The organism is Streptomyces sp. NPDC050548 (genome assembly GCF_044457385.1).
In the GTDB taxonomy this organism is placed as follows: Bacteria; Actinomycetota; Actinomycetes; order Streptomycetales; family Streptomycetaceae; genus Streptomyces.
Window position 1 is genome coordinate 92,689 of record NZ_JBITGV010000026.1, and the last position, 12,508, is coordinate 105,196.

The window sequence follows — 12,508 nt, forward strand, 5'->3', positions numbered from 1 at the left end:
TCGGGACGATCTTGTGGAAGCTCATGACGGTTTCCCTCTCTGGTACGGCTTTCGCGGTGTCTGCTGCGGTTCTGCAACAGTTCCTCTACCGATCTGCTGCAACTGCCTATGAATTACGCCTGTAAATTCTTTGTCAGCCCTTGTCGGCGACCGGGCGACGCTTCGGGGCGGGCTTCTTCGGGGCCGCCTTCTTGGCTCCCGGAGCGGGCTTGCAGGACTTCTTGATGGGGTGAATCTTGTTGAAGCTCATGATTAATTCCCTCCCTGTTACGACGTCTTATGGGCTGTTTACTTGTGGCCGACCGGGCGGCGCTTCGGGGCCGGAGCAGGCTTCTTCGGGGCCTTCTTGGGGGCCGGGGCGGGCTTGTGGTGCTTCTTGACCGGGACGATCTTGTGGAAGCTCATGGTGCTCTCCTTTGTCTTGTGTTGCCTCTGTCGTTTGCGCTGTTCGCTTTCGACATGGAAAACACTACTGGACTTCTGGCGCAGGAAAAGCGATTTTGGCTTAGACCTTCCTGTGCGATTGCCATGGGTGATTCTTATGGAATTCGCGGAACTGAACCCGCCCTTACACAGAATTTAGAACGGCCCAGGCCTCGGGAAAACGGAAGGGGCCCGGCGCCGACCTGCGGCACCGGGCCCCTGAGCAGGGACGAACTGCTGACTGCTACTGCACGACCGTGATCCGGTTCGCCGCCGGAGGCGTGAGCGGGCTCGCCGCCGAGGAGTGGGCCGTCAGGTACTGGGCCAGCGCGGTGAGGTCGTCCGTGCCGACCAGGTCACCGGTGCCCTGCCCCAGCGTCGGGAAGCCGTCGCCGCCGCCCGCGAGGAAGCTGTTCGTCGCGACGCGGTAGGTGGCGGCCGGGTCGATCGCGGCGCCGTTCAGGCGGATGGAGTCCGTGACCACGCGGTCCGCGCCGGTCTTCGTCAGGTCCAGCGTGTACGTCAGTCCGGACGAGGGCTGGAGGATCTTCGGCGCCGCCGCGTTCGTACCGCTCACCTGTTCCTTGAGCGTCTGGATCACCTGCGCGCCGGTGAAGTTCTGGAGGTTCACGGTGTTCGCGAACGGCTGCACCGTGAAGCCCTCGGCGTACGTCACCACGCCGTCGCCCTCCGCGCCCTTGGCCGCGTAGGTCAGGCCCGCCCGCACCCCGCCCGGGTTCATCAGCGCGAGGTCGGTCTCCGGGTCCAGCTCCTTGCCGTACGCGAGCTGGGCGTCGGCGATGAGGTCGCCCATCGGGGACTCGGTGCCGGTGTTGTTGACGTCGGCGGAGACGTAGCCGATGGCGCGGTTGCCGATGGGAGCGGCGAGGGTGTTCCACTTGCTGATCAGGGCGGTCATGTCGGCGGCCTTGGGCACGGTCCGGGTGACCACGTGGTTCGCGGACTTGACCGCCGTACGGGCGATGTCGCCGGTCCAGCGGTCGTACGTCAGCGTGGTGTCCGTGTAGAGGCGGCCGAAGGACGCGGCCGAAGTGACCATACGGGGCTTGCCACTTGGGTCGTCGATCGTGCAGACGTAGGCGTTGTGGGTGTGGCCGGTGACGAGGGCGTCGACGGCCGGGGTGACGTTCTTCGCGATGTCGACGATCGGGCCGGAGATGCCGGAGCCGCCGCCGGACGCGTCGCAGTCGTAGTTGTAGGAGGCGGAGGCCGGGAAGCCGCCCTCGTGGATCAGCGCGACGATCGACTTGACGCCCTGCTTCTGCAGCTCCTTGGCGTACTTGTTGATCGTCTCGACCTCGTCCTTGAACTGGAGGCCCTTGACGCCGTCCGCGGAGACGATGCCCGGGGTGCCCTCCAGCGTGACGCCGATGAAACCGACCTTGACGCCGTTCTTCTTCCACACCCAGTACGGCTTGAGGATCGGCTTCTTCGTCTTCTCGTCGAGGACGTTGGCCGCGAGGTAGGGGAAGTCGGCGCCCGTGAACTTCTTGTCCGTGTAGCAGCCCTCGGTGGGGTGGCAGCCGCCGTTCTGCAGCCGGGCCAGCTCCTTGGCGCCCTCGTCGAACTCGTGGTTGCCGACCGAAGTGACGTCCAGGTCGAGCTTGTTGAGGGCCTCGATGGTCGGCTCGTCGTGGAACAGACCCGAGATCAGCGGGGAGGCGCCGACCATGTCGCCGCCGGCCGCGGTGATCGAGTACGGGTTGTTCTTGCGGGCCTCGCGCAGATGCGTCGCGAGGTACTCGACACCGCCCGCGTCGATCGTCTTCGTCGTGCCGTCCGCCTGGAGTTCGGTGACCCGGCCGGAGGAACCGGACGGGGGCTCCAGGTTGCCGTGCAGGTCGTTGAAGGACAGCAGCTGTACGTCCTGGTAGCGGCTGGGCTTGTGCCCGTGGTCGCCGCTCGGGTTTCCGTGCGCGTCGGCGGGCAGCGCGGCGGCCAGCGCACCGGCCGTGGCCAGGCTCGCGGCGGCGGCGAGCAGGCCTGCGACACGGCGTCTGCGCGGGCGGAACGGCTGGGAAGTGGCTGGCATGAGCCCCCCTGTGAGTCGGCTGAGAAGTCACCACGTTCCGGCGCAGCCTAGGGTCAACGCGCGTAGCGTGACAGGGGGTTCTTGGTTACATCCTGGTTTCTTCTTTGCCGCCACTTTGCTGGTGGGTCCGCTTACCCTGAGGCCATGACCAGCGACGACACCGCACGGCCCGCGCCCATCTCCCGTTCCATCGAGACCTATTCCGAGCTGACCCCGGACCAGGCCGGGGCCGTCCTCGCGCTGATCGCCGAGGCCGCCGGGACCGACGGGCAGCCCGCGGTGTCCGAGCAGGGGCGGCTGCAGCTGCGCGGGGGTGCGCGGCCCGGGGTCTCGCATCTGCTGCTCACCCTGGGCGAAGAACTGGTCGGCTACGGGCAGTTGGAGGACACCGACCCGGTGGAGGCACCGGCCGCGGAACTCGTCGTACGGCCCTCGGAGCGGGGGCACGGGCACGGTCGGGCGCTCGGCGCCGCGCTGCTGGCCGCGTCCGGGAAGCGGCTGCGGGTGTGGGCGCACGGCGGGCATCCCGCCGCGCGCCACCTGGCCCAGGTGCTCGGGCTCGCCCTGTTCCGCGAACTGCGCCAGCTGCGGCGGTCGTTGGCGGATCTGGAACTGCCCGAGCCGGTGCTTCCGGAGGGCGTGACGGTACGGACCTTCGTGCCCGGCGCCGACGACGCGGCGTGGCTCGCCGTCAACGCCGCGGCCTTCGCCCACCACCCGGAACAGGGGTCCCTCACCCAGCGGGACCTGGACGACCGCAAGGCCGAGGCGTGGTTCGACCCCGAGGGGTTCTTCCTGGCCGAGCGCGACGGCGAACTGATCGGCTTCCACTGGACGAAGGTCCACGCGGAGGAGCAGCGGGGCGAGGTGTACGTCGTCGGGGTGCTGCCCGGCGCGCAGGGTGGCGGGCTGGGCAAGGCCCTGACGACGATCGGCCTGCGGCACCTGGCCGCGCAGCGGTTGCCGACCGCGATGTTGTACGTCGACGCGGACAACAAGGCGGCGGTGTCGGTGTACGAGCGGCTGGGGTTCACGACGTTCGAGACGGACCTGATGTACCGGTCGGAGTCATGACGACCGGTACGTCGGTCCGGGCGTCCCTGGGGGCTGCGCCCCCAGCCCCCCATCGGCCCTGAAGGGGCCTCGTCCTCAAACGCCGGACGGGCTGAATTTCGCGGGCCGTGTCGACAGGAACCGCCTGCGTCGCAGTGGTTCCGGGCCGCAGGCTGTCCATAGGAGGGCCGCGGCCGTCAGGATGAGTGCCCAGTGGTCGTGTCCCGGTGCCCACCACTTCTCCTTCGGTGTGGCGAACAGGCCCCACTCCGTCGGGAGCAGCAGGGCCGCCGCCATGGACGTGGCGAGGAGGCTGATGGCCACGCGCTGGCCCGGTTCCGGTTCGTCGGTGAGGCGGATCGCGGTGGCCGACGCGGCCAGGGCGACGACCGCCGCCGCGGCGGCCTCCAGGGTGATGTCGCCCACCGGGGGGCGTACCTGGGCCGGGATCAGCAGGACGGCCGCCGTCCACCACAGGGCGGCCAGCGGGGCGATCAGCGCGGTGCGCAGGGCGGTGCGGAGCATGCGGCGGGTCGGTACCGCCGCCGTCACGTGGCGGGACGGGTCGTCCAGGAGGAACGTCAGGCCCAGGGCGAAGGCCAGTGCGGCGCCGCGCAGCAGCAGGAGGGCCGTCCAGGGGTCGGGGTCGTCCGAGAGAAGTCTGGGGAGCGCGGCCAGCAGCAGTCCCGCGGCGGCCCCCGCGCCGAGGGCCCGCCGGGGCAGGGCGCGCAGCACCGGGCGCGCCAGCTGCCCCAACGACCCTGTGGTCACTCGCCGCACTTGTCCGCTCCCGTCGGCGCCTTGACGCCCAGCAGTCCGGCCACCTTCGCGGTGGTCACCTTGGGTGCCGTCAGCTCCGCCCAGTGCGCCTTCACCTTGGGGGCGATCGTGGCCTTGTCGGCCTCCAGCAACTCCCGTACGACCGTGGTCTGTTCGGCCGTCATCGACATCGGGTTGGTCGGCGAGAGCACGATCGCGGAGCCGGTCACGCTGTCGTCGAGCCGGACCGCGCGCAGCTGGGTCAGCGGGTCGGACTGCCAGCCGAGCGCCAGCCACATGATGGTGACCACGCGGCCGTCGCAGAGCGAACTGGTCGCCTTCTCGCTGCCCATGACCAGCACGGAGGAGACCGCCGCGGCGAACTCCGGTACCCGGGGGCCGCCCCAGCGCGTGCCGACGGTCACCTGGTAGGGCACGGTGGACGGTTCGATGGCTCCGTCGCCGTCCATGCCGTAGCGGGCCTCGACGCGCTGCCGTACGAGCAGCTTCTCCTGGGCGGCGGTGCCGCCGGCCAGGGACTGGACGTGGTCCGTGACCTTCGCCCAGGTGCCGGTGCGGGGCATCCACTCGGGGAACGCGCAGTACGTGGAGTTGCCGTGCCGGGCGCAGGACTGGACCTTGGCCGGGTTGAGGGTGGCCAGCACGCGGGCGTCCGTCGTCGCCTTGGACACCTTGGCCGCCTGGCCCACCGCACCCCAGGTGCCCAGGCCGACCGCCACCACGAGTGCCGCCGCCACCGTCTTCTTGCGGCCGCCGTTGACCAGTACCGCCGCGAGGGCCAGGGTCAGGGCGAGTCCGGCCAGGTAGAGCGCGTGCCAGGCGGCCGGGCGGCCCAGCAGGTCGGAGGGGAGCGTCTTGCTGCTCGCGTCGCCGATGACCGGGACCAGCCAGCGCGTGGCGCTGTCGTCGGAGCCGGCCGAGATCGCCCCGAGGAAGAGCGTCGAGAAGAACGTCAGCACCAGGAGCATCGGTGCCGCGAACGGTGACCTCACCACCCGGGCCAGCAGCACTCCGGCCGCCCCGGCGAGCAGCACCGTCAGCGGTCCGACGAGCAGTTCGCCCACCGAGCCGTGGCCCACCGAGCCGGGCGCGAGCACGCCCCAGGTGAACTGCGCGGCCACCAGCAGCGCGGTGAGCGCGGCGGCCGGTACGACGGAGAGCGCGAACGCGACCGTACGGCGCCAGGGTTCGAGGGCGAGCACGTCGAAGTGCCGGTCGGTGTCCTGGCGTCGGGAGCGGAGCACGGCCTGGTTGGCGCAGAGCAGGACGGCCAGGGCGGGCAGCAGCGGGCCGGTCTGGGTGGCGCGGTCGACGTCCTGGAGAGCGGGGTAGGTGGTCCAGGCGTCGCGCATGGTCCAGCCGATCCAGGCGGCGTAGAGGACGAACATCAGCAACACCGGGAGGCGGAGCAGGAGTTTGCGGGCTTCGAAGAGGGCCAGCGCCAACACCGCCACCCAGGAACGTCGTTCCTCGTCGGCGCGTTCGGCCGGCGGTGCCTTCTCCAGTACGGCGTTCATACGGCCACCTCCGCGGCCATGCCGTCGAGGGTGATCAAGTAGCCGTCCTCCAGGGTGGGTTCGACGAGTTCCGCGCCGGGGGGCGGGTCGCCGACGTTGCGGAAGGCGCCGAGGCCGGTGCGCCAGCCCGCCATCGCGGCGGGGTCGCGTTCCGTGCCGCTCCACACCCGGCCGGCGGCCCGTGCGGTGAGTTCGGCCGGGGTGCCGTCGAAGCGGACGGTGCCGGCGGCCATGACGACGACGCGGTTGCAGAGCATCGCGACGTCCTCGGTCTGGTGGGTGGAGAGGAGGACCGTGCGGCCCTCGCCCGCCCTCGCGATCAACTCCCGGAAGCGCATGCGCTGTTCGGGGTCCAGGCCGACGGTCGGCTCGTCGAGGACGAGGAAGCCCGGGTCGCCGACGAGGGCCGCCGCGAGCGCGACGCGCTGCCGCATCCCGCCGGACAGCTTCTTGATGCGCTTGCCGCGCACGTCCGAGAGGTCGACCTCTTCCAGCACCCGGCGCACCTCGCGGTGGCGTCCCTCGCGGTCGGTGAGTTCCTTGAGGATCGCGACGTAGTCGACGAACTCGAAGGCGGTGAAGTCCGGGTGGAAGCCGGGCGTCTGCGGCAGATAGCCGAGGACGCGCCGCACCTCCTGGCGTCCGCCGGTGGTGCTCGGGTCGTGGTCGAGCACGGTGAACGTGCCCGAGTCGGCGGGCAGCGTGGTGGCGAGCACCCTCAACAGGGTGGTCTTTCCAGCCCCGTTGGGGCCGAGCAGCCCGGTGACGCCCTCGCCGAGCCGCAGCGACACGTCGTCGAGGGCGTGCGTCGAGCCGTAGCGCAGGCTGAGCCCGGCCGCGGAGACGGTGGTGGTCATGTACGGAACTCCAGTCAGGGTTCGAGAGACGCGGAACGCGTGGGATTCGGACGCGGAACGCGTGGGGTTCAGATGAGGGGCCCGAAGGCGGTCGGGCGGGAGTCGAAGCGGTCCCGCAGCAGGTACAGGAGTCCGGCGGCGAGCGCGGCCACCCCCGCGGCCACCCCCTGTCCGGCCGGAGTGAAGGGCACGAGCGTCGTTCCGGAGTGCCGTTCGTAGGCGGCCAGCAGGAACAGCACCCAACCGCCGCCGACCAGGGACGGTGCGAGGACCGGGCCGAGGCGGGGGGTCAGGGCGAGGCCCGTCGTGGTCAGGGCCAGCGCGGGCAGCAGCCAGCCGAGCGCGGCCAGGCCGTAGCCGGGCAGGGCCAGGGTCGCGAGGAGGTTGAAGCCGAGGCCGGCGGTCAGGACGGCGACCGTGCGGATCATCAGGAGCCGGAAGCCGTGCAGCGGGGCGACGACGGTCATCTCGTAGGTCGGGTCGAACTTCGGGCCGTAGGACAGCGCCACCCCCGCGAGCGGGAGCAGCGGGGCCAGGCCCAGGAAGAGGGTCGGGGAGGTCGCGGTCTTCAGGGAGTTGGTGACGAGCACCGTCATCACCAGCAGCGCGACCACCGCGCCGAGCCATGAGCGGCGCAGCACCGGCGTCGCCGCGAGCAGCCGTGCAGTGTGGTCGGCGACGCCGATCCGCACGAGCAGCGACTCCACCAACCCCCTTTTGGGGGCGTCGAGTTCGGCGTCGAGGCGCTCCCAGCCCGCGTCGAGCGCGACGGGGTCGGTGACGGACGCCAACAGGGCCCGGCAATCAGCGCACTTGGCGATGTGCGTGTCGGCGGACCAGAGCATGGGCGGTGCCAACTCGCCCCGCGCATAGGCGCGTACGTCGTCTTCGGCCACATGCCAGGTCATGCCAGCTCCTCCCGCAGTTGCTTACGGGCCCGCATGGCCCGTGTCTTGACCGTGCCGGCCGGGATGCCCAGCAGGACGGCCGCCTCCCGGGTGGTCAGCCCGTCGATCACGGTGGCCTGGAGGACCGCCCGCAGCTCCGGCGAGAGCCGGACCAGGGCGCCGGCGAGGTCCCCGTGCTCCACCCCCGTGAGCACGCGCTCCTCCGCCGACGCCTCGTCCCGGTGCCGCAGCCGCGCCAGCGCCTGCCGCATCCGGCCGCGCGCGCCGTCGCCGCGCAGCACGTCGATCAGCCGCCGCGACCCGATCCGCCACAGCCACCCGGCCACGTCGCCGTCCTCGCGGTAGCGGGCACTGCCCCGCCACACCGCGAGAAACGTCTCCTGCACGACGTCGTCGACCATCCCGGCGTCGGCGCACCGGCCGCGCAGCCGCGCGGTCAGCCACGGCGCGTACCGCCGGTACAGCTCTTCGAACGCGCGTCGGTCGCCGTCCGCCGCGATGGCCCGCAGCAGCTCCCCGTCGCTTCCCGTATCGCTCACATCTCCTCATCGCACGAGCCCCGCCGACCGGTTCACGGATCGGCGCACAGATCTCTCTTGACTTTCGCAGCCGTCTTCCACCACCCTTTCACTACTCAATTAGTGAAAGGGTGGTGGAACCCCAGTGGTCGAGTACCGCATCGACCGGCACAGCGGCGTGGCCACCTATGTCCAGATCGTCCAGCAGACCAAGCAGGCGCTCCACCTGGGAATGCTGGAGCCCGGCGACAAGCTGCCCACGGCCCGCGAGGTCGTCGAGGCCACCGCCATCAACCCGAACACCGTCCTCAAGGCCTACCGCGAGCTGGAGCGCGAGGGACTGGTCGAGGCCCGCCGCGGCCTCGGCACCTTCGTCCGTAAAGGGCTGAGCACCACGCCCGCCGACTCGCCCCTGCGTTTAGAGCTGGACGACTGGGCCGAGCGGGCCCGGGCCGCCGGCCTGGGCCGGGACGACGTCGCCGCGCTCTTCACCGCCGTACTCGAAAAGCACTTCCAAGGAGAACCTTCATGACAGGCACCGCCGCGATAGAGGCCGTCGCGCTCGGCAAGCGGTTCGGCCGGCGGGGAGGGTGGGCGCTGCGGGACTGCGCGTTCCGGCTGCCCGCCGGACGTGTCTGCGCGGTCGTCGGCCCCAACGGCGCGGGCAAGTCCACGCTCCTCGCGCTGACCGCCGGGCTGCTGGCCCCCAGCGAGGGCGGGATGTCCGTCCTCGGCGAGCGCCCGGGCGCGGCCCGCGAACGGGTCTCCTACGTCGCTCAGGACAAGCCCCTCTATCCGCAGCTCACGGTCGCCGAGACGCTGCGGATGGGCGCCGACCTCAACACGGACCGCTGGGACGCCTCGGTCGCCGAGCGCATCGTCGCCGACGGCGACCTCAACCCGAAGTCGGGCATCCGGGCGCTCTCCGGCGGCCAGCGCACCCGCGTCGCGCTCGCCCTCGCGCTGGCCAAACGGCCCGAACTACTGCTCCTGGACGAGCCGATGGCCGACCTGGACCCGCTGGCCCGGCACCAGATGATGGGCCTGCTCATGGCACAGGCCGCCGAGTCCGGCACCACGATCGTGATGTCCTCGCACGTGGTGGCCGAACTGGAGGACTCCTGCGACCACCTGCTGCTGATCGGCGACGGCAAGGTCCGTATCGCGGGCGAGATCGACGACCTGCTGGCCGCGCACCGGCGGGTGTCCGCGCCCGCCGACACCGTGCTCGACGCGCACACGGTCGTCGAGTCGCGCACCACCGGCCGCCAACTCACCGCCCTGATCCGCCCATTGGCTCCGCTGGCCGCCGACTGGCGGACCGACACCCCCACGCTGGAGGAGCTGGTCCTCTCCTACCTCCGCAACCCCCAGGCCCCCACCACCAAGACCCCGGAGACCGTCGCGTGACCGCCCTCGCCACACGGCCGGCGGCCTGGCGCCCGGTCCTGCACCTTCTGGAGTGTGGGGTCTGTTCTAACCATTCACCGGCCGGGACAGCAGTTAGATCCACCCCCAGCCTCCAGCAGGTACCCACCCCCGAGAGCCCGGAGACCGCCGCATGACCGCCCTCGCCCCATCTCCGGCGCTCACCTCGCGCCCGGCCCGGTCGCCGCATCTGCTGCGCTGGCTGATCCGGCTGCACCGGCCGGCCCTGCTCTCCTGGATCGCCTTCGTGCTCGTCGTCGCCGGCCTGCTGCTGTGGCTGGGCGGGCCGCTCACCGACGCCTCGGCCGAGGCCTGGAAGCAGTACCGCGCCTGCGGCACGGGCAGCTGCGTGTACGACGCGGGCGCGATCGGCCGCTACAAGGACTGGTACACGTACACGACGATCGCCGTCGTCGCCGCCCCGTTCCTGGTCGCCGCCTGGTCCGGTGCCGCGCTGGTCAGCCGTGAACTGGAAAGCGGCACCGCGCAGTTGGCGTGGACGCAGGCCGTCTCCCCGGCCCGCTGGCTGACCGCGAAGCTCGCCGTCCCGGCCGTGCTGGTCACCGTCGGCTCCGGGCTGCTGGCGGGACTGCACCACTGGGCCTGGTCCAACAGCCGGGGCCGGATCGACACGGCCAAGAACTGGTACGACCTCGGCACCTACGCCGCCAACGGCACGGCCACCACCGCGATGGCCCTGGCCGGGTTGGCGAGCGGTGTCCTCTGGGGGCTGTACAAGCGCAACTCCCTCGGCGCGCTGGTCGGTTCACTGGCGAGCACCGGCTTCCTGTGGAGCGTCGTCGCCCTCGCGACACCCCACCTGTGGCCCTCGGTCACCACGGTCAGCAGCCTCACCCACAGCGTCCCGGCCGGCTCCGGCATCGTCGTCGACCAGGGCCTGGTCACCTCCACCGGCAAGCACCTCTCCGGCCACCTGTGCGGCAGCACCACCTACGGCCCCTGCGAGACCGCCTACTCCAAGCTCGACGCGGTCGGCTACTACAACGACTACCACCCCCAATCCCACTACTGGCCACTCCAGTTGACCGCGACCGCGATCGTCCTCGCCGTCACCGGCCTGCTGACGGTGGCCGCGTTCCGACTCCTCAAGCGCCGCACCGGTTCGGCGCCCGCACGCAAGGCAGCCGCCGTATGACCGCCCTGGCCATGAGACCCACCGGTGCCCGACCGCGGCGCGCCGTCCTGCGGCTGCACCGGCCCGCCCTGATCCTCTGGGGAGTCTTCGTCGCCGCCGTCTCGGCGGTGCTCCTGTGGGCGTACGGCCCGGGAGGGAGCGCGGCGAGCGCCGCGTGGCGACGGAAGTGCACCGCCGACCTCTGCGACTGGGACTACTCGATCGACGGCTACCACCTCGCCTACCGGTTCAGCGAGGCCGCGATCGGTTTCCTGCCGGTCCTCGTCGCCCTCTGGGCGGGCGGCCTGCTGATCGGCCGCGAACTGGAGAACGGCACCGCGGAACTCGCCTGGACCCAGGCGGTCAGCCCGGCCCGCTGGCTGGCGGCCAAGCTCGCCGTCCCGGCCGCACTGCTCACCGCGGGCACCACCCTGCTCGTGCTGCTGCACCGCCTGCTCTTCGACGCGCACCGCATACCGGACGGCTGGAACTGGTCCGACAGCGGCACCTTCGAAGCCAACGGTCCCGTCGCCGTCGCGTTCCCGCTGCTCGGCCTCGCCCTCGGCGCCCTCGGAGGTCTGGCCGTCCGCCGTGCCGTGGCCGGCCTCGCCGTCGCCGCCGTCGCGACCCTGATCGCGAGGACCCTCGTCCTGTGGGCGAGCCCCCACCTCTGGCCGTGGAAGTCCGCCGTCAGCACCCTGCCGCACGGCTACCCGGCGAAAACGGCGGCCATCTACGGCGGTCAGGGCGCCGTCACCGCCACCGGCGCCCACATCCCCGACCCGTGCGCCGGAGCCGGCCAGGCGTGCCTCGCCGCCCATGACGTCGTCGGCCACTACCGGGACTACCACCCCTCCTCCCAGTTCTGGCCCCTCCAGCTCACCGAAACGGCCCTGATCCTCGCCGTCGCCGCCCTGGCCACCGCCGCCGCCTTCGCCCTGCTCGGCCGCCGTACGAACACCAAGGGAGCCGCCGTATGACCGCCTTCGCCGTGGACCCGACGGTCCGCCCGAGACCGGCCCGCATGTGGCGGGCCGTGCTGCGCCTGCACCGGGCCGCCCTGATCGGGTGGGCCGTACTCGTCACCGCCGTCTCCGGGGGGCTGCTGTGGGCCTACGGCCCCGGCGGGAACGCGGCCCGGGCCGACTGGCAACGCCGGTGCGCCGGGGACGCGTGCTCCTGGAGCAACGCGATCACCCTCTACCACGCGGCGTACACCGTCGCCGAGGTGCTGATCGGGTGGGTCCCCTATCTCGCCGCCGTCTGGGCGGGCACCTTCGTCGCCCGCGAACTGCAGCGCGGCACCGCACGCCTCGTCTGGACCCAGGGCGTCTCCCCGACCCGCTGGCTGGCCACCAGCCTCGCCGTGCCCGCCGCGCTGCTCACCGCCGGCAGCACCGTGCTCGTCCTGCTGCACCGGCTGCTGTTCGACGCCCACAAAGTGCCGCTGAGCTGGAACCCGTGGAACGACGAGACCTTCACCGCGAACGGCACCCTCGCGATCGTCCACCCCCTCCTCGGCCTCGCCATCGGCACCCTCGCGGGCTTCCTCCAGCGCCACGCCCTGACCGCGGCCGGCCTCGCGATCGCCGCCACGGGCCTCGCCCTCACCACCCTCGGCTTCGCCCGCCCGCACCTGTGGCCGACGGCGGCCCGCGGCAGCGTCGTACGCACCGACTCCTACGTCGGCTACCAGCCCGGCTTCCACTTCTGGCCCCTCCAGCTCGTGGAGACCGGCATCGCCCTGGCCCTCGCCGCCCTGCTCCTCGCCACCGCCTTCACCCTGCTGCGCCGCCGCACCTCCTGACCGGAACCCGCCGCACGGTGGCTCCCAGG

The 12,508-nt window shown here is 71.6% G+C and carries 12 protein-coding genes; 6 read left to right on the forward strand and 6 right to left on the reverse strand.

Annotated features, from left to right (window positions below):
- Positions 1–667: 667 nt before the first annotated feature.
- Positions 668–2,476, reverse strand: a complete 1,809-nt coding sequence (locus tag ACIBJH_RS43880) for a bifunctional metallophosphatase/5'-nucleotidase (RefSeq protein ID WP_399122575.1) — start codon at positions 2,474–2,476, stop codon at positions 668–670.
- 144 nt (positions 2,477–2,620) lie between these two features.
- Between ACIBJH_RS43880 and mshD the strand changes: the two genes are divergently transcribed.
- Positions 2,621–3,550, forward strand: a complete 930-nt coding sequence (mshD, locus tag ACIBJH_RS43885) for a mycothiol synthase (protein ID WP_399122576.1) — start codon at positions 2,621–2,623, stop codon at positions 3,548–3,550.
- A gap of 75 nt (positions 3,551–3,625) precedes the next feature.
- Here the strand turns inward: mshD and ACIBJH_RS43890 are convergent, their stop codons facing one another.
- The 5 genes from ACIBJH_RS43890 to ACIBJH_RS43910 form a co-directional block, all read right to left on the reverse strand.
- Complete coding sequence (locus tag ACIBJH_RS43890; protein ID WP_399122577.1) at positions 3,626–4,309, reverse strand: ABC transporter; 684 nt, start codon at positions 4,307–4,309, stop codon at positions 3,626–3,628.
- Complete coding sequence (locus ACIBJH_RS43895) at positions 4,297–5,826, reverse strand: ABC transporter permease (protein ID WP_399122578.1); 1,530 nt, start codon at positions 5,824–5,826, stop codon at positions 4,297–4,299. The genes ACIBJH_RS43890 and ACIBJH_RS43895 overlap by 13 nt, the downstream gene beginning before the upstream one ends.
- On the reverse strand, positions 5,823–6,683 hold the full coding sequence (locus tag ACIBJH_RS43900; RefSeq protein ID WP_399122579.1) for an ABC transporter ATP-binding protein: 861 nt from the start codon (positions 6,681–6,683) through the stop codon (positions 5,823–5,825). Before ACIBJH_RS43900 ends, ACIBJH_RS43895 begins: the two co-directional genes overlap by 4 nt.
- Before the next feature lie 68 nt (positions 6,684–6,751).
- On the reverse strand, positions 6,752–7,591 hold the full coding sequence (locus ACIBJH_RS43905; RefSeq protein ID WP_399122580.1) for a zf-HC2 domain-containing protein: 840 nt from the start codon (positions 7,589–7,591) through the stop codon (positions 6,752–6,754).
- Complete coding sequence (locus tag ACIBJH_RS43910) at positions 7,588–8,130, reverse strand: RNA polymerase sigma factor (protein WP_399122581.1); 543 nt, start codon at positions 8,128–8,130, stop codon at positions 7,588–7,590. The genes ACIBJH_RS43905 and ACIBJH_RS43910 overlap by 4 nt, the downstream gene beginning before the upstream one ends.
- A 124-nt stretch (positions 8,131–8,254) precedes the next feature.
- Between ACIBJH_RS43910 and ACIBJH_RS43915 the strand changes: the two genes are divergently transcribed.
- The 5 genes from ACIBJH_RS43915 (at position 8,255) to ACIBJH_RS43935 (ending at position 12,479) form a co-directional block, all read left to right on the forward strand.
- Positions 8,255–8,641, forward strand: a complete 387-nt coding sequence (locus ACIBJH_RS43915; RefSeq protein WP_399122582.1) for a GntR family transcriptional regulator — start codon at positions 8,255–8,257, stop codon at positions 8,639–8,641.
- Positions 8,638–9,519 (forward strand): ABC transporter ATP-binding protein, encoded by an 882-nt coding sequence (locus ACIBJH_RS43920; protein WP_399122583.1) that lies wholly within the window; start codon positions 8,638–8,640, stop codon positions 9,517–9,519. Before ACIBJH_RS43915 ends, ACIBJH_RS43920 begins: the two co-directional genes overlap by 4 nt.
- 151 nt (positions 9,520–9,670) lie before the next feature.
- Positions 9,671–10,693, forward strand: a complete 1,023-nt coding sequence (locus ACIBJH_RS43925; RefSeq protein ID WP_399122584.1) for an ABC transporter permease — start codon at positions 9,671–9,673, stop codon at positions 10,691–10,693.
- Between the two features lie 11 nt (positions 10,694–10,704).
- Positions 10,705–11,652: a hypothetical protein gene (locus ACIBJH_RS43930; RefSeq protein ID WP_399122585.1), complete on the forward strand. Its 948-nt coding sequence runs from the start codon at positions 10,705–10,707 to the stop codon at positions 11,650–11,652.
- Entirely contained in the window at positions 11,649–12,479 is an 831-nt protein-coding gene (locus ACIBJH_RS43935; protein WP_399122586.1) for a hypothetical protein, read from the forward strand. The genes ACIBJH_RS43930 and ACIBJH_RS43935 overlap by 4 nt, the downstream gene beginning before the upstream one ends.
- The last annotated feature ends 29 nt before the right edge of the window (positions 12,480–12,508 follow it).

Excerpts from the sequence above, each read along its gene's own strand:
- ACIBJH_RS43880 (WP_399122575.1), bottom strand. The coding sequence starts at position 2,476 with ATGCCAGCCACTTCCCAGCCGTTCCGCCCGCGCAGACGCCGTGTCGCA.
- ACIBJH_RS43930 (WP_399122585.1), top strand. The coding sequence starts at position 10,705 with ATGAGACCCACCGGTGCCCGACCGCGGCGCGCCGTCCTGCGGCTGCAC.
- mshD (WP_399122576.1), top strand. The coding sequence starts at position 2,621 with ATGACCAGCGACGACACCGCACGGCCCGCGCCCATCTCCCGTTCCATC.
- ACIBJH_RS43900 (WP_399122579.1), bottom strand. The coding sequence starts at position 6,683 with ATGACCACCACCGTCTCCGCGGCCGGGCTCAGCCTGCGCTACGGCTCG.
- ACIBJH_RS43925 (WP_399122584.1), top strand. The coding sequence starts at position 9,671 with ATGACCGCCCTCGCCCCATCTCCGGCGCTCACCTCGCGCCCGGCCCGG.
- ACIBJH_RS43905 (WP_399122580.1), bottom strand. The coding sequence starts at position 7,591 with ATGACCTGGCATGTGGCCGAAGACGACGTACGCGCCTATGCGCGGGGC.
- ACIBJH_RS43895 (WP_399122578.1), bottom strand. The coding sequence starts at position 5,826 with ATGAACGCCGTACTGGAGAAGGCACCGCCGGCCGAACGCGCCGACGAG.
- ACIBJH_RS43935 (WP_399122586.1), top strand. The coding sequence starts at position 11,649 with ATGACCGCCTTCGCCGTGGACCCGACGGTCCGCCCGAGACCGGCCCGC.
- ACIBJH_RS43920 (WP_399122583.1), top strand. The coding sequence starts at position 8,638 with ATGACAGGCACCGCCGCGATAGAGGCCGTCGCGCTCGGCAAGCGGTTC.